This window comes from Streptomyces sp. NPDC008092, from assembly GCF_042957285.1.
Lineage (GTDB): Bacteria > Actinomycetota > Actinomycetes > Streptomycetales > Streptomycetaceae > Streptomyces.
The window spans coordinates 58,413-79,491 of the sequence record NZ_JBIBHY010000013.1; the positions used below are offsets into that span (position 1 = coordinate 58,413).

Genomic DNA, 21,079 nt, shown 5'->3' on the forward strand with positions numbered 1-21,079 from the left:
TTCCGTGCCACGGAACATATTTTGCCGGGTTTCCCGGCGCCCGCCTATACCTGTCGGCATGAGCCCTGACCTCGTCACCAAGGTGGCCGACGTCCTCGACGAAGCCACCCGCACCGGCACCCCGTGCGCGCCCGTCCGCGCCCTCCTCCCCGAGGGCGACATCGAGACCGCGTACGCGGTGCAGCGGCTGCACGTCGAGCGGGGGATGGCCGCCGGCCGCCGGCTCGTGGGCCGCAAGATCGGGCTGACCTCGCCCGCCGTGCAGCGCCAGCTCGGGGTCGGGCAGCCCGACTTCGGGGCCCTCTTCGCGGACATGGCGGTCGCCGAGGGCGAGCCGGTCGCGGCCGGCCGGCTGCTCCAGCCCAAGGTCGAGGCCGAGGTTGCCCTGGTCCTCGCCGCCGACCTGCCGCACCGCGACCCGACCGTCGCCGACCTGCTGCGGGCCACCGCCTTCGCGCTGCCCGCGCTGGAGATCGTGGACAGCCGGATCGCCGACTGGGACATCACCATCGTCGACACCGTCGCGGACAACGCCTCCAGCGGCCTGTTCGTCCTCGGCGGCACGCCGGTCCCGCTGGACCGGGTCGACCTGCGCGGGGTCCGGATGACCCTGGCCAGGAACGGCGAGACCGTCTCGCAGGGCACCGGCGCCGACTGCCTGGGCAGCCCGCTCACCGCCGCCCGCTGGCTCGCCGCCACCCTGGCCGGGCTCGGCGACCCGCTGCGGGCCGGCGACATCGTCCTGACCGGCGCCCTCGGCCCGATGGCGGTCGCCGCCGAGGGCGACGAGTTCACCGCCCGCATCGACGGCCTCGGCACGGTCGGGGTCGCCTTCGCCAAGGAAGGAAACCCCGCATGACCACGAAGGTCGCCGTCATCGGGTCCGGGAACATCGGCACCGACCTGATGATCAAGATCCTGCGGCTGTCGGAGAGCCTGGAGATCGCCGCGCTGGCCGGCATCGACCCGGACTCGGACGGCCTGGCCCGCGCCCGCCGCCTGAAGGTGGCCACCACCCACGAGGGCGTCGACGGACTGGTCGGCCTGGACGGGTTCGAGGACGTGTCGATCGTCTTCGACGCCACCTCCGCCGGCGCCCACCGCCGCCACGACGAGGTGCTGCGGGCCCTCGGCCGCACGGTCGTCGACCTCACCCCGGCCGCGCTCGGCCCCTACGTCGTCCCGCCCGTCAACGGCGACGCCCACCTGGACGCCCCGAACGTCAACATGGTCACCTGCGGCGGCCAGGCCACGATCCCCGTGGTCGCCGCGGTGAACGCCGTGACACCGGTCCACTACGGCGAGATCGTCGCCTCGATCTCCTCCCGCTCCGCCGGGCCCGGCACCCGCGCCAACATCGACGAGTTCACCGAGACCACGGCGTCCGCCATCGAGAAGGTCGGCGGTGCGGCCCGCGGCAAGGCGATCATCGTGCTCAACCCCGCCGAACCGCCGCTCATCATGCGGGACACCGTGCACTGCCTGGTCGGCGACTGCGACGACGCGGCGGTGACGGCCTCGGTCGAGGAGATGGTCGCGCGCGTGCAGACGTACGTCCCCGGCTACCGCCTCAAGCAGCAGGTGCAGTTCGAGCGGGTGGCCGCCGACGACCCGCTGCGCACCCTGGCCCCCGGCGACGCCGTGAAGGTCTCCGTCTTCCTCGAAGTGGAGGGCGCCGCCCACTACCTGCCCGCCTACGCCGGCAACCTCGACATCATGACCTCGGCCGCGCTGCGCACCGCGGAGCGCATGGCCGCCCACCGCACCACCTCGGAGGTGGCGTCCCGATGACCGGTCCCCGCCTGTACGTCCAGGACGTCACCCTGCGGGACGGCATGCACGCCGTCCGCCACCGCTACACCGTCGACCAGGCCCGCACCATCGCCGCCGCCCTCGACGCCGCCGGGGTCCGCGCCGTCGAGGTCGCCCACGGCGACGGCCTGTCCGGCTCCAGCGTCACCTACGGCGTCGGCGCGCACACCGACTGGGAGTGGATCGAGGCGGTCGTGGGCGCCGTCCACCAGGCGATCCCCACCACCCTCCTCCTCCCGGGCATCGGCACGCTCCACGACCTGAAGCAGGCCCACTCCCTGGGCATCCGCTCGGTCCGCGTCGCCACCCACTGCACCGAGGCCGACATCTCCGCCCAGCACATCGCGGCCGCGCGGGAACTGGGCATGGACGTGGCCGGGTTCCTGATGATGTCCCACCTCGCCGAACCCGCCGAACTCGCCCGCCAGGCCAAGCTGATGGAGTCCTACGGCGCGCACTGCGTGTACGTCACCGACTCCGGCGGCCGGCTGACCATGGACGGCGTCCGCGACCGGGTCCGCGCCTACCGGGACGTCCTCGACCCGGCCACCGGACTGGGCATCCACGCCCACCACAACCTCGGCCTGGGCGTCGCCAACTCGGTGGTCGCCGTCGAGAACGGCGTCACCCGCGTCGACGCCTCCCTCGCCGGGCAGGGCGCCGGAGCCGGCAACTGCCCGCTGGAGGCCTTCGTCGCGGTCGCCGACCTGATGGGCTGGGAGCACGGCTGCGACCTGTTCCCGCTGATGGACGCCGCGGACGACGTCGTACGACCGCTGCAGGACCGCGAGGTGCGGGTGGACCGCGAGACCCTCACCCTCGGCTACGCGGGCGTGTACTCCAGCTTCCTGCGGCACGCGGAGGCCGCCGCCCGGCGCCATGGCCTCGACACCCGCGCGATCCTGGTCGAGGTGGGCCGCCGCAAGCTGGTCGGCGGCCAGGAGGACATGATCACGGACATCGCCCTGGACCTCGCCGGGAGCAGCTGACGCCTGATTGTCAGTGCCGGCTGACACACTCGGCGACGTGGACACCCAACGCCGCGAACTGGCCGCACGCTTCGTCGAACTGCACCGGGAAGGCTGCTTCCTGCTCCCCAACGCCTGGGACGCGGGAAGCGCCCGCGTCCTGGCGTCGGCCGGTTTCCCGGCCGTGGCCACCACCAGCGCGGGCATCGCCTTCTCCTTGGGCCGCGCGGACCACGACTACGGCGGCGGCCGGGTCGACCGCGCGACGATGGTGGGCCGGATCCGGGAGATCGCCGCCGAGGTGCGGATCCCGGTGAGCGCGGACCTGGAGGACGGGTTCGGGGAGGCCCCGGAGACCGTGGCCGAGACGATCTCGCTGGCGCTCGGTGCCGGAGCCGCGGGCGGCAACATCGAGGACTTCACGGGCGACCGCGCACAGCCGCTGTACGGCCGGGAGCTCGCGGCCGACCGGATCCGTGCCGCGCGCGAGGTGATCGACGCGGCCGGCGAGCCGTTCGTCCTGGTCGGCCGGACCGACGTGCTGCTCACCGGCGGCCCGCTCGACGAGGCGGTCCGGCGGGCCAACGCGTACCTGGCGGCGGGCGCCGACTGCGCGTTCGTGCCGGGCGCGGCCGACGCCGGGACGATCGGCAGGCTGGTGCGGGAGATCGACGGCCCCCTGAACGTGGTGATGGGCCTGACGGGCGCCGCGCTGTCCCTGGCCGACCTCCGCGAACTGGGCGTACGCCGGGTCACGGTGGGCGGCAGCATCGCGCGGGCGATGTACGCGCAGCTGCTCGCCGCGGCCCGGGAGCTGGCGGAGCGGGGCACCTTCTCCTACGCCGACAACCAGATCTCGCAGACGGACCTGAACGAGCTCTTCCGCAGCTGACGAACCGGTTGGACGAACCGGTTGGGAGGTGCCGGTTGGGAGGGGCCGGTCCGGACCGCGGCCGCAGGGGCTCGAACAGGGGCTTGCCATCCGGGGTTCCGGCTCCGCCGCCGTAGAATGTGCACGGCGCCAACAATGTATATGGCGCTCACATCAGACGTACGAGGCCGGCGCCACAGACATCCCGGAGGGTGACCCATGCCGCCACCGAGCGACACGTACCATCACGGCGACCTCCGGGCCGCGTGCCTGCGCGCGGCCCGGGAGCTGCTGGAGGAGGACGGCAGCGGGGCGCTGTCCCTCCGGGCGGTGGCCCGGCGGGCCGGGGTCTCGCCCACCGCCCCCTACCGCCACTACGCGGACCGCGACGCACTGGTCTCCGCCGTCGCCGCGGAGGGCTACCGCGAACTCGCCGCAAGTCTCGCGGCCGCCCATCCCGCGCCCTCGACCACCGACGACCTGGTCGCCGTCGCCGTGGCCTACGTCCGGTTCGCCCTCGACCACCCGGCGCTGTTCCGGGCGATGTTCGCGGAGCCCTGCGACCCCGGCAGCGCCGAACGGGTCGAGGCGGCCGCCGTGCTCTCCGCCTACGTCGACACCCTGGTGCGGAACGCCTTTCCCGGCGGGACCCGGGAGGGACTGGCGACGGCGGTGTGGGCGCTGGTCCACGGCCTGGCGTTCCTGCACCTCGACGGCAAGCTCGACGCGTCCGGCCCGGAGACGGTCGCCGACCAGGTCGGCACCGCGGTCAGGGCGGTGGTCGGCTCCGGGCGTCCGCAGTAGGCGAGCGCCTGCTCCGGCGGCGGGCCCCGGGTGGGTCCCGGGCGGGCGTCGGTTCGGGCTCCGGGTGGGCGCCGGTCCGGTCGGCGGTTCGGGCTCTGGGCGGGCGTCGGTCCGGTCCTCGGTACGGATGCCGGTCCGGTCGGCGGTTCGGGCTCCGGGTGGGCGCCGGTCCGGTCCTCGGTACGGATGCAGGTCCGGTCCTCGGTTCGGGTGCCGGTTCGGCGCTCGCTCCGGTCGGTGGGGTGTCAGCCGGTGTTCGCCTGCTCCCGCTGTCGTCGGTATGCGGCGACGAGGAACACCCAGATCTCGCTGACCGTGGGGAACGGCGCGACGGCGTGCCGGAGGCGTTTCAGCGGGACCTCGCCGGCCACCGCGATGGTGGCCGCGTGCAGCAGCTCGCTGACCCCGGACCCGACCATGGTCACCCCGAGCAGCACGTCCCGGTCGACGTCGACGACGAGCCGGGCGTGGCCGGTGTAGCCGTCGGCGTAGAGGTTGGCACCCTGGGCGGCGTTGAGGTCGAGGTCGACCGTCTCGACGCGGTGGCCGGCGGCGACCGCCTGCTCGGCGGACAGGCCCACCGCGCCCGCCTCCGGATCGGTGAAGAAGACCTGGGCCACGGCATGCCCGTCGGCGGTCGTGGCGTGGTCGCCCCAGTCCCCGTCGTCCAGCGGCCGCCCGGCGGCGCGGGCGCCGATGGCGTCCCCGGCCGTCCGCCCCTGGTACTTGCCCTGGTGGGTGAGGAGCGCGCGGTGGTTGACGTCCCCGAGGCCGTACAGCCACGCCCCCTCGACCCCGTCGACCAGGCAGGTCGTGTCCACGTCCAGCCAGGAACCGGGGGACAGGCCCACGGTCTCCAGGCCGATGTCGTCGGTGTTGGGGGTGCGTCCGGTGGCGAACAGGACCTCGTCGGCCTCCAGTTCGCTCCCGTCGTCGAGCGTGAGCGTCACCGGTCCGTCCGGGTCCGGGCGGCGCAGCGCGGTCACCTGGACGCCGGTCCGCACGTCCGCGCCGGCCGCGGTCAGCCCCTGGGCGACCAGCTCCCCGGCGAAGGCCTCCATACGGGGGAGCAGCCGGCGCCGGACCAGCAGGGTGACCTGCGACCCGAGCCCCTGCCACAGCGTCGCCATCTCCACGCCGACCCCGCCGCCGCCGACCACCACGAGCCGGCCGGGCACGGTGCTGGAGTCGGTGCCGTGCCGGTTCGTCCAGGGCCGGGCCTCCTCGATCCCCGGGATCCGGGGCAGCGCGGGCCGGCTGCCGGTGGCGAGGGCCACCGCGTGCCGGGCGACTAGGCTCTGCCGAGCGCCGTCGTCCCGGCCGACGGTGACCCGGCGCGGCCCGTCCAGCCGGCCCTGGCCGCGGAACAGGTCGGCGCCGATGGACTTGACCCACAGTGCCTGCCCGCTGTCGTCCCAGTCGGTGACGTAACGGTTGCGGCGGGCGAAGACCGCGGCGTCGTCGAGCCGTCCGGTGACGGCCTGCCGGGCGCCGTCCACGCGGCGCGCGTCGGCGACCGCGAGGACCGGCCGCAGCAGCGCCTTGCTGGGGACGCAGGCCCAGTAGGAGCACTCGCCGCCGACGAGTTCCCGCTCCACGACGGCCACGGAGAGCCCGGCGTGCCGGGCCCGGTCGGCGACGTTCTGCCCGACCGGTCCCGCGCCCAGGACGATCACGTCGTACGTACTGCTCTCCCCCGTGCCGCCTTCCCCGGTCGCGTCCGGTGTGGCGTGCGGTTCTGTGTTCGGTTCGCTCATAGCTGCCTCGCATGACGATCGGTGCCGCTCCGCACTGTTCCGGGCCGCCGGGGCCCGAGCCGTACGGGTCATGTAACCGCGGGACGTGTGCAGTTGATCGCGGCCCGGCCATGCGCCCGGCGAAGAGCCGCCATAAGCACCGCCTATGGCCGCCTCCCCGCCATGACCGGCGCACGGGTGCGCTGCCGGGCCCGCGGTGCTCCGGACCGGACTCCGGACGGGGCGCTTATGGGGGCCATCGGATCCGCTGATGAGGAGAGCGGAATCCCGGGAGCGCCGCTGCCGCTGTGGACTCCCGTCGCCTCATGGACGAGGCGGCGGGACGATGGATTCGCCCCACTTTCCACACTTTAAGGACACCTCATGAGTTCTGCTGACCTGACCGGACGCGTGGCCCTGCTGACCGGCGCGACCAGCGGTATCGGCGCCGCGACCGCGACGCTGCTCGCCGAGCGCGGCGCGCACGTCCTGGTCGCGGGGCGCGACGCGGACCGCGGCGAGCGGGTGGTCGGCGCCGTCCGGGAGCACGGCGGCAAGGCGGACTTCCTGGCGGCCGACCTGCGGGACGCCGACTCGGCGCGGCGCCTGGCCCGCGAGGCCACCGCGCTGGGCGGCGGCCGCGTCGACATCCTCGTCAACAACGCCGGCATCTTCCCGTTCGGACCTACGGCGCAGACGCCCGCAGACCAGGTGGACACCGTCTACGACCTGAACGTGAAGGCGCCGTTCTACCTGGTGGGCGAGCTCGCCCCGGCCATGGCCGAGCGCGGGCAGGGCGCCATCGTCAACGTCAGCACGATGGTCGCCGAGTATGGCGTCGCGGGGATGGCGCTGTACGCGTCGAGCAAGGCCGCGATCAACCTGCTGACCAAGTCCTGGGCCGCCGAGTTCGGCCCGCAGGGGGTGCGGGTCAATGCCGTGGAGCCGGGCCCGACCCGTACCGAGGGCACGGCCGTCATGGGGGACGACCTGGACGCCCTGGCCGCGCAGGCACCCGCCGGCCGGCCCGGTGAGGCGCGCGAGATCGCCGAGGCGATCGCCTACCTGGTGAGCGACGCGGCGAGCTTCGTGCAGGGCGCGATCCTGCCGGTCGACGGCGGCCGTACCGCCGTCTGACGGACACCGGAAGCGCCCGCCGGCCGGCGCTCGCACCCCGCGCCGGCCCGGCGCCCGTGTTCCGGGCGGCCCCTGCTACCCCTGCTGGTCCCGCGCCGACCGGTCCAGCGCGGCGATGAACCGGCCCAGGTCCCGGCGGCGCGAGTCGGCCGGCCACGCCGCCCAGGTGCGCCGCACCAGGGGGTGTCCGACCAGCGGTGACCAGGTCACGTGGTCGGGGAGCGGCTGCTGCCAGCCCGGCGGGGCCAGTGCGAAGGCCCGCCCGGAGGCGACCGCGGCCAGTTTCACGTCGGCGATCAGCGTCTGCCCCTCGGGGGCCTCGGGGCCGAGATCCAGGCCGTGACCGCGCAGGACCGCGGTCAGCTCGTCGTACCAGGCGGGACTGCCGGCGCGCGGGAACCCGACCCACTGCAGGGCCCCGAGCGCGTCGAGCGGGATGCCGTCCGGTCCGGCGAGCTCGGCGGCCTGCTCGGTGGCGACCAGCACGCCGAGCTTCTCCCGTACGACGAGCAGCGCGTCGAACTCCGGCCCGGACGGCCGTTCCCGCAGGAGGCCGGCGTCGAGCTCGCCGGCCCGCAGCGCGGCCAGCTGCTCCGCCGTGGACAGGTGCCGGGCCTGCACCCGGGTCCCCGGATGGGCCTCGGCGAGTTCGGCCAGCGCCGGGTCGAGCAGTCCGGACGGCAGCTCCAGAGGGATCCCGATGCGCAGCGCCCCGCCGCCCGGACCGGCGTACCCGGCCATCACCCGCAGTGCCTGGTCGTGCCGGGCGAGCACCGCCCGTGCCTCGCCCAGCAGGGCGGTCCCGGCCTCGGTGGCCCGCGCCCCGCTGCTCCCGCGCACCAGCAGCCGCACCCCGAGCTGCCGCTCCAGCCCGCTGACGGTCTGGGACAGCGCGGGCTGGCTCACATGCAGCCGCCGGGCGGCGGCCGACAGCCCGCCCTCCTCCACCACCGCCACGAACGCCCGCAACTCCCGCAACTCCATGCCGACATGCCATCACGGCCGCGGACCGGAGTCACGCCGGGCGCGGGCGGCGCGACCGCGGGCCATCTCCGCACGAGATAACACTCATCTATCACTATCTATCCCACATGGGATATCGCCCGGCCTCCGGGGCGTTGGTATGTGTGACGGCGAATAACCGAAGACGAGGTATTCGGCGTTCGCGATAACCGTCATCGAGGATCGGAGCCGGCCATGTCGCTGACATCGGGCGAACTGTCGTACCCCGCACCCGCGGGTACGGTGAACGCGAAGACCAGGAAGTCCGTCGAGGACGCCGGCGGGCGCGGGGCCGACCGCACCGAGCGGTCGCGCCCCGGCGACCGCTCCGGCGCGCTGCGCGCCGCCGTGTTCGGCGTCAACGACGGCCTGGTCTCCAACACGGCCCTGGTGATGGGCTTCGCCGGGTCCGGTCTCCCGGGTACGGCCGTCCTGTTCGCCGGGGTCGCGGGACTGCTCGCCGGAGCGTTCTCGATGGCGGCCGGCGAGTACATCTCTATGCGCAGCCAGCGCGAGGCCTACGAGCGGGAGATCGCCGTCGCCGCCGGCCAGCTGCGCGCCGACCCGGGCGCGGAGGAGGCGGAGCTGGCCCGGGTCTACCGGGACAAGGGGCTGGACGCGGCCGACGCCCGGCATGTCGCGACGACCATCATGCGGGACCACGACACCGCCCTGAACACCATGGTCCGCGAGGAACTCGGGCTGGACCCGGACCAGTTGGGTTCGCCGTGGTCGGCGGCGCTGTCCAGCCTCGCCTCGTTCGCCGGCGGCGCGCTGACGGCCGTCCTGCCCTACCTCTTCCTGTCGGGAACGGCCGCCCTGCTGCTCGCCGTCGCCCTGGCCGGCAGCGCCCTGTTCGCCGTCGGCGGTGTCATCGGCCTGCTCAACGGCCGGTCGCCGCTGGTCTCCGGGGCCCGCCAGCTCTTCGTGGGCGCCGCCGCAGCAGCAGCCGTCTACGGGATCGGACATGTGATCGGCGCCAGGGTCACCTGACCCCGGCCACCGAAAGCAGCCGACAGCACACCTGCACCACGCACGGAGGAACGTCATGCGTCACACCACACTGGGTTCGACCGGTCTGCGGGTCTCCCGCATCGCCTTCGGTACCTGGCAACTCGGCGGGGACTGGGGTGCCTTCGCCGAGGACGACGCCAGGAAGGCCGTCCGGCGGGCCCGCGAGCTGGGGGTGAACTTCTTCGACACCGCCCAGGGGTACGGCTTCGGCGCCTCGGAACGGCTGCTGGGCGACGCCCTGCGGACGGAGCTGCGCGAGCACCGCGACGAACTGGTGATCGCCACCAAGGGCGGCCTGCGCGACACCGGCACCGGAGTCGCCCGGGACGCGAGCCCCGCCGCCCTGCGCGCGGGCGTCGACGCCAGCCTGACCGCGCTCGGCGTCGACCACATCGACCTCTACCAGGTCCACTGGCCCGACCCGAAGGTGCCGCTCGCCGAGACCGCCGGGGCGCTGCGGGAACTGGCCGAGGCCGGGAAGATCCGGCACGTGGGCGTCTCCAACTACTCCGCCGAGCAGATGGCCGAGTTCTCCCGCGTCCTGCCGGTGGAGACACTGCAGCCGCCGTACCACCTCTTCCGCCGGGAGATCGAGGACACCGTCCTGCCGTACACCCGTGATCACGGCATCGGCGTCCTGGTCTACGGCCCGCTCGCGCACGGCCTGCTGACCGGCGCCCTCGGCGTGGAGACCGTCTTCCCCGCCGGTGACTGGCGGGCGAACAGCGGGGTCTTCCGCGGCGAGACCTACCGGCGCAACCTGGCGGTGGTCCGCGAGCTGCAGGAGTTCGCCGCCTTCCGCGACATGACGGTCGGCCAGCTCGCCATCGCGTGGACGCTGGCCCGGCCGGGCGTGGACGTGGCGATCGTCGGGACGCGGCGCCCCCACCACGTCGAGGAGAGCCTCGCCGCGGCGGACCTCTCGCTGGACGAGACCGACCTCAAGGGCATCGACACGATCACGACGGCGGCCACCCCGGTCGCCGGCCCGACCCCGGAGGGCATGTGATGACTGTGCGGACCAGGGCGGTGTCGGGGCGGGCGCGGACGGGAAGGACGCGGGTCGCGGTCCTCGGTACGGGTGTCATGGGCGCCCCCGTCGCCCGCAACCTGCTGCGCGCCGGGTTCGACGTGACGGTCTGGAACCGGACCCGGCGGAAGGCCGAGGCGCTGACCGGCCAGGGGGCGAAGGTCGCCGGGTCTCCGGCCGGGGCGGCCGCCACGGCGGAGTACCTGATCACCATGCTCACCGACGGCGCCGCCGTGGAGAGCGCGATGACCGGCGCGGACGGCGCCCTGGCCGCGCTCGCCCCGGACGCGGTCTGGATCCAGATGAGCACGGTCGGCGTCGCCGCGACCCGGTGCCTGGCGGAACTCGCGGACGGGGGTGCCGCCTTCGTCGACGCCCCCGTCTGCGGGAGCTCCGGGCCCGCGGACCGCGGTGAGCTGCTCGTCCTCGCCTCCGGCGATCCCGGACTGCGGCCCCGCGTACAGCCGTTGTTCGACGTGCTGGGCCGCCGCACGCTCTGGTTCGGCCGCGTCGGGGACGGTAGCCGCTTCAAGATCGTGCTGAACAACTGGCTCGCGGTCCTGGTCGAGGGCATGGCCGAGACCGTGTGTCTGGCCGACGCCCTCCGGCTCGACCCCGCCCTGGTCCTCGACACCCTCGCCGAGAGCCCGCTGGGCTCCGCCTACGCGACGGCCAAGGGCCGGGCCATGATCGAGCGTGACTTCGCCCCGGGCTTCCCCCTGCGCCACGCGGGCAAGGACGCGGCCCTCGCCCTGTCGGCCGCCGACCACCGGGAGCTGGAACTGCCGCTCACCGAGGCACTGCTGAAGCGCTGGGACGAGGCGATGTCGGCCGGCCACGCCGAGGACGACGTGGCGTCGGCCGTCACCGTGGCGGGACAGGGACGACCCTGAGGCCCCGAGCCGGGGGCACTCGGGTCCCGGCCGGGGGCCGGAACCGGCGCGTCTACGATGGGGCGCATGGCGTCTGTGGTCGGACAGGAACAGGGCGAGCCCGCGCGGACCGCGGCCGCGACGCCTGCCGACGGTGCGCGTGACCTCGATCCCGTCTCGGCGTCCTGGGTGCGGGAACTGTCGTCGGCGGGCGTGGCCTACGAGACGGCGTGCGCCCGGCTGCACGCCGATCTGCTGCGGATCGCGAAGCGCGAACTGGCCAGGCGGCGTTCCCGGTTCGGCTTCGACGGCCCGGAGGCCGACGACCTCGCCCACCAGGCCGCCGCGGACGCCCTTCTCGCCATCACCCGGAAGATCGGTGACTTCCGCGGGGAGAGCCGTTTCACCACCTGGGCCTATCGGTTCGTCGTCCTGGAGGTGTCGGCGAAGATCGGCCGTCACTTCTGGAGCACAGGGAGCACGCAGCGGGTGGAACTCGACGGCGAGGACTGGGACCGGCTGCCCGACCGGCTCGGCGCCGGCCCCGCGGAGTCGTCCGAGGCGCGCGCCCTGGCCGCCGCCGTGCGCACGGCGGCGGACGAGGTGCTGACCCGCCATCAGCGCAGGGTCTTCGTGTCGCTGGTCCTGGACGCCGTACCGCTGGACGCGCTGGTGCTGGAGCTGGGGAGCAGCAGGAACGCCGTCTACAAGACGATGTTCGACGCCCGGCGCAGACTGCGCGACCATCTCGTGGCCCACGGCTACCTGGACGTGATCCCCGGGAGGCGGTCATGACGAACCCGGACCGGCCGCTCTCCGTGCGGGAGTCCCTGGAGCGGTTTCTGACCACGGACCCCGGGGACGTGGGATGCGACGAGGCCCTGCGCCTGCTCCACGTGTACGCGGACCTGAAGGCCGCCGGAGAGGATCCCGGGCTCCACTGGCCGGGGGTCGCCGCGCACCTGCGCGCGTGCGGCCCCTGCGACGAGGACTACCGGGGGCTGCTCGCCGCCGTCCTGGAGACCTGAGCCCCGGGAACGCCGGCGAGCGGCCTGCGGTCAGGAGGCGGCGATGCCCTCGCCGCCGACGGCGTCGGGGACGACGACCGAACCCACCCGGGTCAGGGAGCCGTCGGGGTTGACGCGGAACTCGTCGACGCCGCCCTCCTTGCCGGTCTGCGCGTACAGGAAGCGGCCGTCGGAGGAGACGTCGGCGTCCACCGTCCCGGCGCCGGTCGCGGTGGTGCCGACCGCCCGGAGCGCGCCGTCCGCGCCGACCCGCAGGCCGGACAGGGTGCCGCTGCCCGCGTTGGAGGCGTAGACGTGCGCGCCGTCGCGGACGATCCAGCAGGTCGCCGCCTGACCGGTCGCCACCTCGGAGACCTTGGTCAGCCGCAGGTCCGCACCGACCCGGAAGGTGGCCACCGAGTTGGTTCCGGCCTCGGTCACCACCAGCCGCCCGCGGGCGTCGAAGGTGAAGCCGAAGGGCACCGCGCCCGGCGTGGCGGTGACCACGGGCCGGGCCGCGATGCCGGACCGGCCCACCGGGAACACGTCTATGGTGTTGGCGCCCGCCTTCGTGGTCACCACCAGCGCGCGGCCGTCCGGGGTGAAGGCGAGCTGTCCGGGGGTGTGCGTGAACTGGGGCGTGGCGGCCGGGTCCAGGCCGAGGGAGCGGTGCCAGGCGGGCACCTTCACCAGTGAGCCGTGCACGTTCCGGAAGCCCTGTACCGAACCGCCGCCGAGCGCGTCGAGCACGTACACCAGGTCGCCGTGGACGGCCACGCCGACCGGGAAGTCGCCTCCCGACGGGACGATCTGACGACGGACCAGCTTGTCGCCGCGCACCGAGAACACCGTGACCGTGTCGCTGCCGGCGTTCACGGCGTAGAGCAGGCCGTGCGCCCTGTCGTAGGTCAGCGACCCCTGCGAGGCGAGGTGGTCGACCGCCGAGCCGTCGAGGACACCGCCCAGCCCACCGGTCCGGTACACGCCGCTCTGGTGCAGCTCGCCGTCCGCGGTACGGCTGTAGGCCACCACGGCGTTGCCGTCCACCCCGTCGGTCTGGACGAACACGGCGGCGCGGGCACCGCCGGGGTACGCGGCGGCGGGGCCGGCGCTCAGTGCGGCGGCCGCCGCGGCGGCCACGGCCACGGCGGCCGTCACGGCGGCCTTCGACTTCTTGCCCGTCGTCGTGTCCGTCGCCTTGCGCATCGTCTTGCCCATCGTCATGTCTGCTGTACTCCTGTCGACGCGGCGGCAGGAGCCGCCGGCGGTGACGTGGGACCGGTTCGGTCCCACACCGGATCTGCGTCGTCGGAGCGGGGGTCCTTTCCTCGCCAGGGGGCGGCGAAAGACCTCTGTAAGAACTCGGGACGCGGGGGTGCGCGGCCCGGACCGGCCGACCGCCGGTCGGAGCCCGGAACCGCCGGTGGCGTCGCCGTCTCCTTCGCGGTGGTCGTGCAGGGCATGTCGCAGCAGGTGCGGTGCGGTGCGGGGCGGGGCGGGGCGGGGCGGGGCGGGGCGACGGCGGCGGAACCGCGGCGCGTGGCCGCGTACGCCGTGTCGGCCTGGCCTGCCGCCGGCCCGGATCGGGAGGCGGGCCCGGCGGGGGTTCGAGGCCGGAGCGGGTCCCGGTTGAGTAAGGTAAGCCTAAGTTTATCTTCTTGTCGCTGTCGAGGGCGGGCGCTCCGCCACAGAGGGAGGCTCGATGACGGACTCGGCGACCAACCCGCGCCGGCCGGTCGCGGTGACGCTGGCCCGGGTGCGGCTGGGGGCGGGCGGGCCGCTCGCCGGCGTGCGGGTGGCGGACGGCAGAATCACGCATGTCGTCCCGGAACAGGGGGCCGTGCGGCCCGCCGGACCTGCCACGGGTGAGCGGGTCGTCGATCTGGACGGGCGCGTCCTGTTGCCCGGACTGTGGGACGCCCACGTCCACCTCGCCGAATGGGCGAGCGCGCGCCGCCGGCTCGACCTCTCCGGAACCGCGTCCGCGCGGGAGGTCGCCGACCGGGTGCGCGCCCACGGCCGTACGGCAGCCGGCACGGGAACGGTCCTGTTCGGATACGGCTTCCGGGACGGGCTCTGGCCCGACGCCCCGGACAAGCGACTCCTCGACGCGGCCCTGCCGGACCGTCCGGTCGCCCTGGTCAGCGCCGATCTGCACGCCGTATGGCTGAACTCCGCCTGCCTGGCGCTGGCCGGCCGCGGCGACCACCCGACCGGACTGGTCCGGGAGGCGGAGGGGCACGAGGTGCTCTCGGCCCTGCCCGAGGTGCCCGCCGGGACGCTGGACGACTGGGTCGCCGACGCCTGCCGGGCCGCCGCCGCGCGCGGGGTCACCGGGGTCATCGACTTCCAGTACGGCGACACCGTGGGCGCCTGGGAGCGGCGCTCGGCCCAGGCGCCGCCCGCCGTACGGGTGTCCGCCGCCGTCTACCCGAGCCACCTGGACGCGGCCGTGGCGCGCGGGCTGCGCACCGGCTCCGGAATCGGCGCGCCCGACGGCCTGGTGCGGGTCGGCCCGCTCAAGCTCTTCACCGACGGCTCGCTCAACACCCGTACCGCGCTGTGCCGTGACCCCTACCCGGGCCTTGAGCACACGGACGGCTCGCACGGCATCGAGCAGACGGCACCGGACGAGCTGGTACGGCTGATGCGCCGGGCCGCCGCCCACGGCATCGAACCGGCGGTGCACGCCATCGGCGACCGGGCCAACACCGTGGCCCTGGACGCCTTCGCGGCCGTGCGCTGCCGCGGCCGGATCGAGCACGCCCAGCTGCTGAGCCCCGAAGACCTGCCGCGCTTCGCGGAGTTGGACGTCACGGCAGGGGTGCAGCCGCGGCACGCGACGGACGACCGGGACGTCGCGGACCGGTACTGGGCCGGACGCACCGCACGCGCCTTCGCCTACGCCGACCTGCTGGCCGCCGGGGCACGGCTGGAGTTCGGCTCGGACGCCCCCGTCTCGCCGCTGGACCCCTGGCTCGCCGTCGCGTCGGCCGTCGCCCGCACCGACGACGACCGCCCCGCATGGCACCCGGAACAGCGCCTGCCGGTGCGGGACGCGCTGGCCGCGGCGGCCCGCGGGCGCCGGCTCGTCAGGGTCGGGGACCCCGCGGACCTGGTGGTCGTGGACGCGGATCCGCTGACGGCGGACCCGGACGCCCTGCGCGTGATGCCGGTGCACGCCACGATGACGGCCGGCCGCTGGACCCACGGGCCGTACTGACACCACCCGCCTGCGGGGGGGGGCTTGGACAGACCCCGTGGCCCGGACGGGACCGTACCGTCCGGGCCACGGGAGTGCGGGGTGGCCGTGGGGTGGAGTGGCGGGGTGGGGGTGGCGCGGGTCAGGCCGCCGTCGCCCGGTCGGCCAGCAGGGACCGGTGGATCTCCTGCGCCCGGACCGCCACGGTCGACAGCAGGGTGCTGGTGAGGCCGTGGGTGTGCTCGGTCCCGCCCTGGAGGTAGATGCCGGCCGCGACCTCCGGCACCGTCTCCACGCGGTGGTCCCGGCCGACCCGGATGGCGTCGCCGTCGTCCTTGAGGCACAGCTTGGCCGCGTCGCCCATGAGCGCGGTCAGGTCCCGGGGCCGGTAGCCGGTGGCGAGCACCAGGACGTCGGCGGGCAGCGTCTGCTGTTCGCCGGTGGGCAGGAACTCGACGGTAACGTCGAGACCGCCGGCCGTGCCGTCCGCGCCCGCTGTGCCGGGCGCGACCTCGCGGACGCGGGAGACGTTGAGGAAGCGCAGCCGTTCCCGCCCCGCCACCTTCTCCCGGTACGTGGTGGCGTACAGCGACTCGATCAGATCCATGTCGACGACCGAGTAGTTGGTGGAGCGGTGGTAGTCCAGCAGGGACTGCTTGACCGCGGACGGCGCGGAGAAGTAGACGTCGACCGCCTCCGGATCGAAGATCCGGTTGGCGAACGGGCTGTCGTCCGCGGGCGTGTAGCCGTACTTGGCGAAGACCGAGCAGACCTCGGCGTCCGGGAAGGTGCGGTGCAGGTAGTCCACCGTCTCGGCGGCGCTCTGCCCGGCGCCGAGCACCACTGCCCGCTCCACCGGAGCGCCGCTCGCGGCCAGTTGCTCGGCCCTAGGTATCAACTCGCTGTTGTGCCAGACCCGTTCGGCGAGTTCGAGACCCGGCGGCACATGCGGCTCCAGGCCCATCGCCACGCTGATGTTGCGCGTGCGGTGGGTCACGGTCCTCCCCGGGCGTGCCGTGTCACGGCAGGTGACGTCGAAGAACGTCACCCGGCCGTCGTCGTCGCGGACCGGGTCCACCGCGACCACCTCGCTGCCGTACGACACCAGGTGCGCCACCCGGGCCGCCGCCCACTCGAAGTACTCGTGGAACTCCATCCGCAGCGGGAAGAGCGTCTTCTGGTTCAGGAAGTCGATCAGTCTGCCCTGTTCGCGCAGGAAGCAGAGGAAGCTGTAGTCGCTGGTCGGGTTGCGCAGGGTGACGAGGTCCTTGAGGAAGGAGACCTGCATCGTGGCGTCGTCGATCAGCATGCCCCGGTGCCAGCCGAACCGCGGCTGCCGTTCCAGGAACAGGGCGTTGAGACGGCTGTTCGCCGCGAGACCCGTGTTGTTCTCCTCAACCGCTATGGAGAGAGCGAGATTTGACGGGCCGAAACCGATTCCGATGATGTCGTGCACGACGTCGGAACCCATGACCGGTGATTTCACCTTTGCATCGCCTCCCTCAGGCAGACCCATGCTAGATAAGGTAAGGCTTACCTAGCAATGGAGTCTCTGAAGGGAAGGTCCGTCATGCGGGTCGTCATGCTCGGTTACCAGACCTGGGGTCACCGCACGCTGCAGGCGCTGCTGGACTCCGATCACGAGGTGGTCCTCGTCGTCACCCATCCGAGGAGCGAGCACGCCTACGAGAAGATCTGGGACGACAACGTCGCCGAGCTGGCCGAGAAGCACGGCGTCCCGGTGCTCCTGCGCAACCGCCCCGACGACGCCGAACTCCTCGCCGCCGTAAAGGAGTCCAGGCCGGACATCATCGTCGCCAACAACTGGCGGACCTGGCTGCCCCCGGAGCTCTTCGACCTGCCCCCGCACGGCACCCTCAACATCCACGACTCCCTGCTGCCGTCCTACGCCGGGTTCTCGCCGATCATCTGGGCGCTGATCAACGGCGAGGAGCGGGTCGGGGTGACCGCGCACCGCATGAACGCCGAACTCGACGCCGGGGACGTCCTGGTGCAGCGCTCGGTGCCGGTCGGGCCCACCGACACGGCCACCGACCTCTTCCGCCGTACCGTCGACCTGATCGCGCCCATCGTGCGCGAGTCGCTCGACCTGATCGCCGCCGGCCGGGACGCCGGCCAGTGGGTGCCGCAGGACCGCAGCCGCGCCAGCTTCTTCCACAAGAGGTCCCTTGAGGACAGCCGCATCGACTGGACCTGGCCCGCGGAACGCCTGGAGCGCCTGGTGCGGGCCCAGTCGGACCCGTACCCGAACGCCTACGCGTTCCACCGCGGCGAGCGGCTCAGGATCGTCTCCGCCGCCGTCTCCGAGGGCCGTTACGGCGGCACCCCGGGCCGGATCTTCATCCGTGAGGGCGACGGCGTGGTCGTCGTGGCGGGCGCCGACGCCCACACCGGGCGCGAACGGGGGCTGCTGGTCCGGCGGGTGCGGACGGACGACGGCACGGAGTACGCGGCCGCGGACTACTTCCGCACCATGGGCGGGTATCTGACGTCGCGTCCCTGAGCGCGGTCCTGCCCCCGGCCGCTGGTTCAGTCGACGGCGGCCGGTACCGCTCCCTCGGCCTCGCGGGAGCCGCCGTCGCGGGCGTCGTCGCCGCCGTCGTGGTGGTGGCGGCCGAGCGGGATGACCATCGGCGTGCCGCTGACCGGGTCGGGGGTGATCCGGCAGCGCAGGTCGAAGACGTCCTCGACGGTCGCCTCGGTGACCACCTCGGCCGGTGCGCCCTGCGCGACGATGCGGCCCGCCTTCATGGCGATGACGTGATCGGCGTACCGGCAGGCCTGGTTGAGGTCGTGCAGCACCATCACCACCGTGCGGCCCTCGCGCCGGTTGAGGTCGGTGACCAGGTCGAGCACGTCGATCTGGTGGGCGAGGTCGAGATAGGTCGTTGGCTCGTCCAGGAGGAGCACCGGGGTGCCCTGGGCGACGGCCATGGCGATCCAGGCGCGCTGCCGCTGGCCACCGGAGAGCTCGTCCACCGGCCGGTCCGCCAGCTCGGTCAGGCCGGTCGCCGCCAGCGCGGCCCGCACGGCCTCCTCGTCCGCCGCCGACCACTGCCGCCACCAGGTCTGGTGCGGGGAGCGCCCGCGGTTGACCAGGTCGGCGACGGTCAGCCCCTCCGGTGCCACCGGTGTCTGCGGCAGGATGCCGAGGGTGCGGGCCAGTTCGCGGGTGGGTATGGAGCGCAGGGCGGTGCCGTCCAGCTCGACGACGCCCTGGCGCGGGGCCAGCAGCCGGGCGAGGGCGCGCAACAGGGTCGACTTGCCGCAGGCGTTGGCGCCGACGATGGCCGTGATCCGGCCGGTGGGCACGGTGAGGTCGAGGTCCGTCACCACCGGCCGCCCGTCGTAGGCGAGATGGAGGCCGCGGGCCCGCAACTCGGGTCCGGCGAAGTGCCGTTCGGGGGAGCCCGGGGTGCGCGGGGCGGTGGTCGACATGGGATCAGCCTCCAGATCCCGCGCGGTTGGCGCGGACGAGCAGCCACAGCAGGACCGGCGCGCCGAGGGCGCCGGTGACGATCCCGACCGGCAGTTCCGTCCCGGGGACCGCCTCGCGGGCCAGCAGGTCGGAGCCGAGGACGACGAACGCGCCGGTGAGACCGGAGACGAGCGGGGGCGGTGCCGGGGTGCCGGCCAGCCGCAGCGCGATCTGCGGGCAGGCCAGGGCCACGAAGGCGACCGGTCCGGCCGCCGCCGTACCGAAGGCGACCAGGCCCACCCCGGTGAGCAGCAGCGCCAGCCGGACCGGCTGGACGGGGGTGCCGAGCCCGGCGGCCACGTCGTCGCCGAGCTGGAGCGTGCGCATCCAGCGGCCGAGGCCCAGAGTGACGGGCAGCAGCACGGCCAGGGCGATCGCGAGGGAGTCCACCTGGCCCCAGGTGCGGCCGTTGAGGTTGCCGACCAGCCAGCCCAGCGCCTCCTCGGCCTGGAACCGGTTGCCCCGCGCCACCAGGAAGTCGGTGGCGCTGGTGCAGATCCAGGAGACGCCGATGCCGACGAGGATGATGCGGTAGCCGGTGGCCCCGCCCTTCCAGGCCAGCGCGTACACGAGCAGCGCGGTCGCCAGGGCGCCGAGCAGTCCGACGGTGGACAGTCCGAGCCCGCCGGCCCAGCCGAGGACCACCGCGGCCACCACCGCCGTGCCGGCGCCCTCGGTCAGCCCGATCATGTCGGGGCTGGCCAGCGGGTTGCGGGTCATCGTCTGGAACACCGCTCCGGAGACCCCGAAGGCGACGCCGACCAGGAGGCCGGTGAGGGCGCGGGGCAGCCGCAGGTCCCGTACGACGACGAGGGTCCCGGGGTCGCCCACGCCGAACAGGGCCTTGACGACGTCGGGCAGGCTCACCGGGTAGTCGCCGAGGGCCAGGCCCCAGCAGAACAGCGCGAACGCGCCCACGCCGACGAGCACTCCGGTCAGCACCAGGCGCGGCCGTAGCATCCCGGAGACCGGGGGCACGGTCAGCCGGAACGGCCGGTCGCGCAGCGCGCTCCGGGTGGGCCTCGCACTCCGGCCGGGCCGGGCCGGAGCGACGGGGGACGACTGTGCGGGCACGCTCACACCTCCGCGAGTTTCCGGCGGCGGACCAGGGCGATGAAGAACGGGCCGCCGAGGAAGGCGACGAGGACACCGGCCTGGATCTCGGTGGGCCGGGCCACCATCCGGCCCACGATGTCGGCGGACAGCAGCAGCACGGGCGCCAGCGCGGCGGACAGCGGCAGCAGCCAGCGGTGGTCGGGGCCGATGCCGGCGAACTGGGCGAGCAGCCGGGCGATGTGCGGGACGACCAGGCCCAGGAAGACCACCGGGCCGATGACCGCGACCGACGCGCCGGTGAGCAGCACGATCGCGGTCACCCCCTGGAGCCGGACCAGACCGAGCCGCCGTCCCAGCGAGGCGGCCACGTCGTCGCCGAGCGCCAGGCTGTTCAGGGCCGGGGCGCAGGACAGGGCGAGGACCGCGCCGACCGCGAGGAACGGCAGGATGCGCACCAGGTCGCCGGAGTCCTGGTCGGCGAGGGTGCCGGCGGACCAGTAGCGGTAACGGTCCAGCGCGTCCTGGTCGGTGAGCACCACGGCGCTGGTCAGCGACGACAGCAGCGAGGTGACGGCCACCCCGGCGAGCGCCAGCTTCACCGGGGTCGCCCCGGAGCGGCCGAGTCGTCCGAGGAGGAAGACCAGGACGCTCGCGGCGAGCGCTCCGGCGAACGCGAACCACACGTAGCCGTACAGCGATCCGACCCCGAACACCGCCACCGACACGACGATCGCGAAGGACGCGCCGGCGCTCACCCCGAGGATGCCGGGGTCGGCGAGGGGGTTGCGGGTCAGGGCCTGCATCAGCGCGCCCGACATGCCGAGCGCGGCGCCCGTGGTCAGGCCGAGCAGGGTCCGGGGGACGCGCACCGACCAGATCACGTTGTCGACCAGCCGGCTCGGCGGATGCCCGAGGACCGAGCGCACCACCTGGTCGAGCGGGATGCTCAACGCGCCCAGCGCCACGGAGAGCAGGGACAGAAGGACCAGGAGGGCGACGATCACTGTCACCAGCAACGTGGTGCGAAGCCTTCTGCCTGAAGCCACTTGCCGGTCTCCATGCCGTCGTC

General features: G+C 74.0%; 20 protein-coding genes. 13 read left to right on the top strand and 7 right to left on the bottom strand.

What is annotated here, in order from left to right:
- Positions 1–58 precede the first annotated feature (58 nt).
- From ACFZB3_RS35695 to ACFZB3_RS35715, 5 genes are all read left to right on the top strand, one after another.
- Positions 59–859, top strand: a complete 801-nt coding sequence (locus tag ACFZB3_RS35695) for a fumarylacetoacetate hydrolase family protein (RefSeq protein ID WP_391383084.1) — start codon at positions 59–61, stop codon at positions 857–859.
- Entirely contained in the window at positions 856–1,791 is a 936-nt protein-coding gene (locus ACFZB3_RS35700) for an acetaldehyde dehydrogenase (acetylating) (protein ID WP_391383087.1), read from the top strand. The genes ACFZB3_RS35695 and ACFZB3_RS35700 overlap by 4 nt, the downstream gene beginning before the upstream one ends.
- Positions 1,788–2,801, top strand: coding sequence for a 4-hydroxy-2-oxovalerate aldolase (gene dmpG / locus ACFZB3_RS35705; protein ID WP_391383091.1), 1,014 nt, complete (start codon positions 1,788–1,790; stop codon positions 2,799–2,801). The genes ACFZB3_RS35700 and dmpG overlap by 4 nt, the downstream gene beginning before the upstream one ends.
- A 37-nt stretch (positions 2,802–2,838) precedes the next feature.
- Positions 2,839–3,672, top strand: a complete 834-nt coding sequence (locus tag ACFZB3_RS35710) for an isocitrate lyase/phosphoenolpyruvate mutase family protein (protein ID WP_391383095.1) — start codon at positions 2,839–2,841, stop codon at positions 3,670–3,672.
- 198 nt (positions 3,673–3,870) lie between these two features.
- Positions 3,871–4,455 (top strand): WHG domain-containing protein, encoded by a 585-nt coding sequence (locus ACFZB3_RS35715; protein WP_391383098.1) that lies wholly within the window; start codon positions 3,871–3,873, stop codon positions 4,453–4,455.
- Between the two features lie 245 nt (positions 4,456–4,700).
- On the opposite strand, the gene ACFZB3_RS35720 is transcribed toward ACFZB3_RS35715, so the two are convergent.
- Positions 4,701–6,212: an FAD-dependent oxidoreductase gene (locus ACFZB3_RS35720; protein WP_391383101.1), complete on the bottom strand. Its 1,512-nt coding sequence runs from the start codon at positions 6,210–6,212 to the stop codon at positions 4,701–4,703.
- A gap of 363 nt (positions 6,213–6,575) precedes the next feature.
- Between ACFZB3_RS35720 and ACFZB3_RS35725 the strand changes: the two genes are divergently transcribed.
- Positions 6,576–7,328, top strand: coding sequence for a glucose 1-dehydrogenase (locus ACFZB3_RS35725; RefSeq protein WP_391383105.1), 753 nt, complete (start codon positions 6,576–6,578; stop codon positions 7,326–7,328).
- A 75-nt stretch (positions 7,329–7,403) separates the two neighbouring features.
- Here ACFZB3_RS35725 and ACFZB3_RS35730 read toward each other — a convergent pair whose 3' ends face one another.
- Entirely contained in the window at positions 7,404–8,312 is a 909-nt protein-coding gene (locus tag ACFZB3_RS35730; RefSeq protein WP_391383108.1) for a LysR substrate-binding domain-containing protein, read from the bottom strand.
- A gap of 213 nt (positions 8,313–8,525) precedes the next feature.
- Here ACFZB3_RS35730 and ACFZB3_RS35735 point away from each other — a divergent pair, with 213 nt between their 5' ends.
- From ACFZB3_RS35735 to ACFZB3_RS35755, 5 genes are all read left to right on the top strand, one after another.
- Entirely contained in the window at positions 8,526–9,323 is a 798-nt protein-coding gene (locus ACFZB3_RS35735; RefSeq protein WP_391383111.1) for a VIT1/CCC1 transporter family protein, read from the top strand.
- A gap of 55 nt (positions 9,324–9,378) precedes the next feature.
- Positions 9,379–10,353, top strand: a complete 975-nt coding sequence (locus ACFZB3_RS35740; RefSeq protein WP_391383114.1) for an aldo/keto reductase — start codon at positions 9,379–9,381, stop codon at positions 10,351–10,353.
- A complete protein-coding gene (locus ACFZB3_RS35745) occupies positions 10,353–11,267 on the top strand; it encodes an NAD(P)-binding domain-containing protein (RefSeq protein ID WP_391383117.1) in 915 nt (304 codons plus the stop codon). The genes ACFZB3_RS35740 and ACFZB3_RS35745 overlap by 1 nt, the downstream gene beginning before the upstream one ends.
- A gap of 66 nt (positions 11,268–11,333) precedes the next feature.
- On the top strand, positions 11,334–12,041 hold the full coding sequence (locus ACFZB3_RS35750) for an RNA polymerase sigma factor (RefSeq protein ID WP_391383119.1): 708 nt from the start codon (positions 11,334–11,336) through the stop codon (positions 12,039–12,041).
- A complete protein-coding gene (locus tag ACFZB3_RS35755; RefSeq protein ID WP_391383122.1) occupies positions 12,038–12,274 on the top strand; it encodes a hypothetical protein in 237 nt (78 codons plus the stop codon). Before ACFZB3_RS35750 ends, ACFZB3_RS35755 begins: the two co-directional genes overlap by 4 nt.
- Before the next feature lie 30 nt (positions 12,275–12,304).
- Here the strand turns inward: ACFZB3_RS35755 and ACFZB3_RS35760 are convergent, their stop codons facing one another.
- Positions 12,305–13,477, bottom strand: coding sequence for a beta-propeller fold lactonase family protein (locus ACFZB3_RS35760; protein ID WP_391383124.1), 1,173 nt, complete (start codon positions 13,475–13,477; stop codon positions 12,305–12,307).
- A 478-nt stretch (positions 13,478–13,955) separates the two neighbouring features.
- Between ACFZB3_RS35760 and ACFZB3_RS35765 the strand changes: the two genes are divergently transcribed.
- Complete coding sequence (locus ACFZB3_RS35765; protein WP_391383127.1) at positions 13,956–15,476, top strand: amidohydrolase family protein; 1,521 nt, start codon at positions 13,956–13,958, stop codon at positions 15,474–15,476.
- Between the two features lie 121 nt (positions 15,477–15,597).
- On the opposite strand, the gene ACFZB3_RS35770 is transcribed toward ACFZB3_RS35765, so the two are convergent.
- Positions 15,598–16,941: a SidA/IucD/PvdA family monooxygenase gene (locus tag ACFZB3_RS35770; RefSeq protein ID WP_391383130.1), complete on the bottom strand. Its 1,344-nt coding sequence runs from the start codon at positions 16,939–16,941 to the stop codon at positions 15,598–15,600.
- A gap of 84 nt (positions 16,942–17,025) precedes the next feature.
- Between ACFZB3_RS35770 and ACFZB3_RS35775 the strand changes: the two genes are divergently transcribed.
- Positions 17,026–17,979 (top strand): formyltransferase family protein, encoded by a 954-nt coding sequence (locus tag ACFZB3_RS35775; protein ID WP_391383133.1) that lies wholly within the window; start codon positions 17,026–17,028, stop codon positions 17,977–17,979.
- A 26-nt stretch (positions 17,980–18,005) separates the two neighbouring features.
- Here the strand turns inward: ACFZB3_RS35775 and ACFZB3_RS35780 are convergent, their stop codons facing one another.
- The 3 genes from ACFZB3_RS35780 to ACFZB3_RS35790 are packed head-to-tail and all read right to left on the bottom strand — an operon-like array spanning position 18,006 to position 21,056.
- A complete protein-coding gene (locus tag ACFZB3_RS35780) occupies positions 18,006–18,914 on the bottom strand; it encodes an ATP-binding cassette domain-containing protein (RefSeq protein ID WP_391383136.1) in 909 nt (302 codons plus the stop codon).
- A 4-nt stretch (positions 18,915–18,918) separates the two neighbouring features.
- Positions 18,919–20,034 carry an iron chelate uptake ABC transporter family permease subunit gene (locus ACFZB3_RS35785; RefSeq protein ID WP_391383139.1) on the bottom strand — a complete coding sequence of 372 codons (1,116 nt, stop codon included), beginning with the start codon at positions 20,032–20,034 and terminating at the stop codon, positions 18,919–18,921.
- A complete protein-coding gene (locus ACFZB3_RS35790; RefSeq protein ID WP_391383142.1) occupies positions 20,031–21,056 on the bottom strand; it encodes an iron chelate uptake ABC transporter family permease subunit in 1,026 nt (341 codons plus the stop codon). The genes ACFZB3_RS35785 and ACFZB3_RS35790 overlap by 4 nt, the downstream gene beginning before the upstream one ends.
- Between the last annotated feature and the right edge of the window lie 23 nt (positions 21,057–21,079).

What these genes read in the sequence shown, in the direction of transcription:
- ACFZB3_RS35695 (WP_391383084.1), top strand. Translation starts at nt 59, where the DNA reads ATGAGCCCTGACCTCGTCACCAAGGTGGCCGACGTCCTCGACGAAGCC.
- ACFZB3_RS35700 (WP_391383087.1), top strand. Translation starts at nt 856, where the DNA reads ATGACCACGAAGGTCGCCGTCATCGGGTCCGGGAACATCGGCACCGAC.
- dmpG (WP_391383091.1), top strand. Translation starts at nt 1,788, where the DNA reads ATGACCGGTCCCCGCCTGTACGTCCAGGACGTCACCCTGCGGGACGGC.
- ACFZB3_RS35715 (WP_391383098.1), top strand. Translation starts at nt 3,871, where the DNA reads ATGCCGCCACCGAGCGACACGTACCATCACGGCGACCTCCGGGCCGCG.
- ACFZB3_RS35720 (WP_391383101.1), bottom strand. Translation starts at nt 6,212, where the DNA reads ATGAGCGAACCGAACACAGAACCGCACGCCACACCGGACGCGACCGGG.
- ACFZB3_RS35725 (WP_391383105.1), top strand. Translation starts at nt 6,576, where the DNA reads ATGAGTTCTGCTGACCTGACCGGACGCGTGGCCCTGCTGACCGGCGCG.
- ACFZB3_RS35730 (WP_391383108.1), bottom strand. Translation starts at nt 8,312, where the DNA reads ATGGAGTTGCGGGAGTTGCGGGCGTTCGTGGCGGTGGTGGAGGAGGGC.
- ACFZB3_RS35735 (WP_391383111.1), top strand. Translation starts at nt 8,526, where the DNA reads ATGTCGCTGACATCGGGCGAACTGTCGTACCCCGCACCCGCGGGTACG.
- ACFZB3_RS35740 (WP_391383114.1), top strand. Translation starts at nt 9,379, where the DNA reads ATGCGTCACACCACACTGGGTTCGACCGGTCTGCGGGTCTCCCGCATC.
- ACFZB3_RS35745 (WP_391383117.1), top strand. Translation starts at nt 10,353, where the DNA reads ATGACTGTGCGGACCAGGGCGGTGTCGGGGCGGGCGCGGACGGGAAGG.
- ACFZB3_RS35750 (WP_391383119.1), top strand. Translation starts at nt 11,334, where the DNA reads ATGGCGTCTGTGGTCGGACAGGAACAGGGCGAGCCCGCGCGGACCGCG.
- ACFZB3_RS35755 (WP_391383122.1), top strand. Translation starts at nt 12,038, where the DNA reads ATGACGAACCCGGACCGGCCGCTCTCCGTGCGGGAGTCCCTGGAGCGG.
- ACFZB3_RS35760 (WP_391383124.1), bottom strand. Translation starts at nt 13,477, where the DNA reads ATGACGATGGGCAAGACGATGCGCAAGGCGACGGACACGACGACGGGC.
- ACFZB3_RS35765 (WP_391383127.1), top strand. Translation starts at nt 13,956, where the DNA reads ATGACGGACTCGGCGACCAACCCGCGCCGGCCGGTCGCGGTGACGCTG.
- ACFZB3_RS35775 (WP_391383133.1), top strand. Translation starts at nt 17,026, where the DNA reads ATGCGGGTCGTCATGCTCGGTTACCAGACCTGGGGTCACCGCACGCTG.
- ACFZB3_RS35780 (WP_391383136.1), bottom strand. Translation starts at nt 18,914, where the DNA reads ATGTCGACCACCGCCCCGCGCACCCCGGGCTCCCCCGAACGGCACTTC.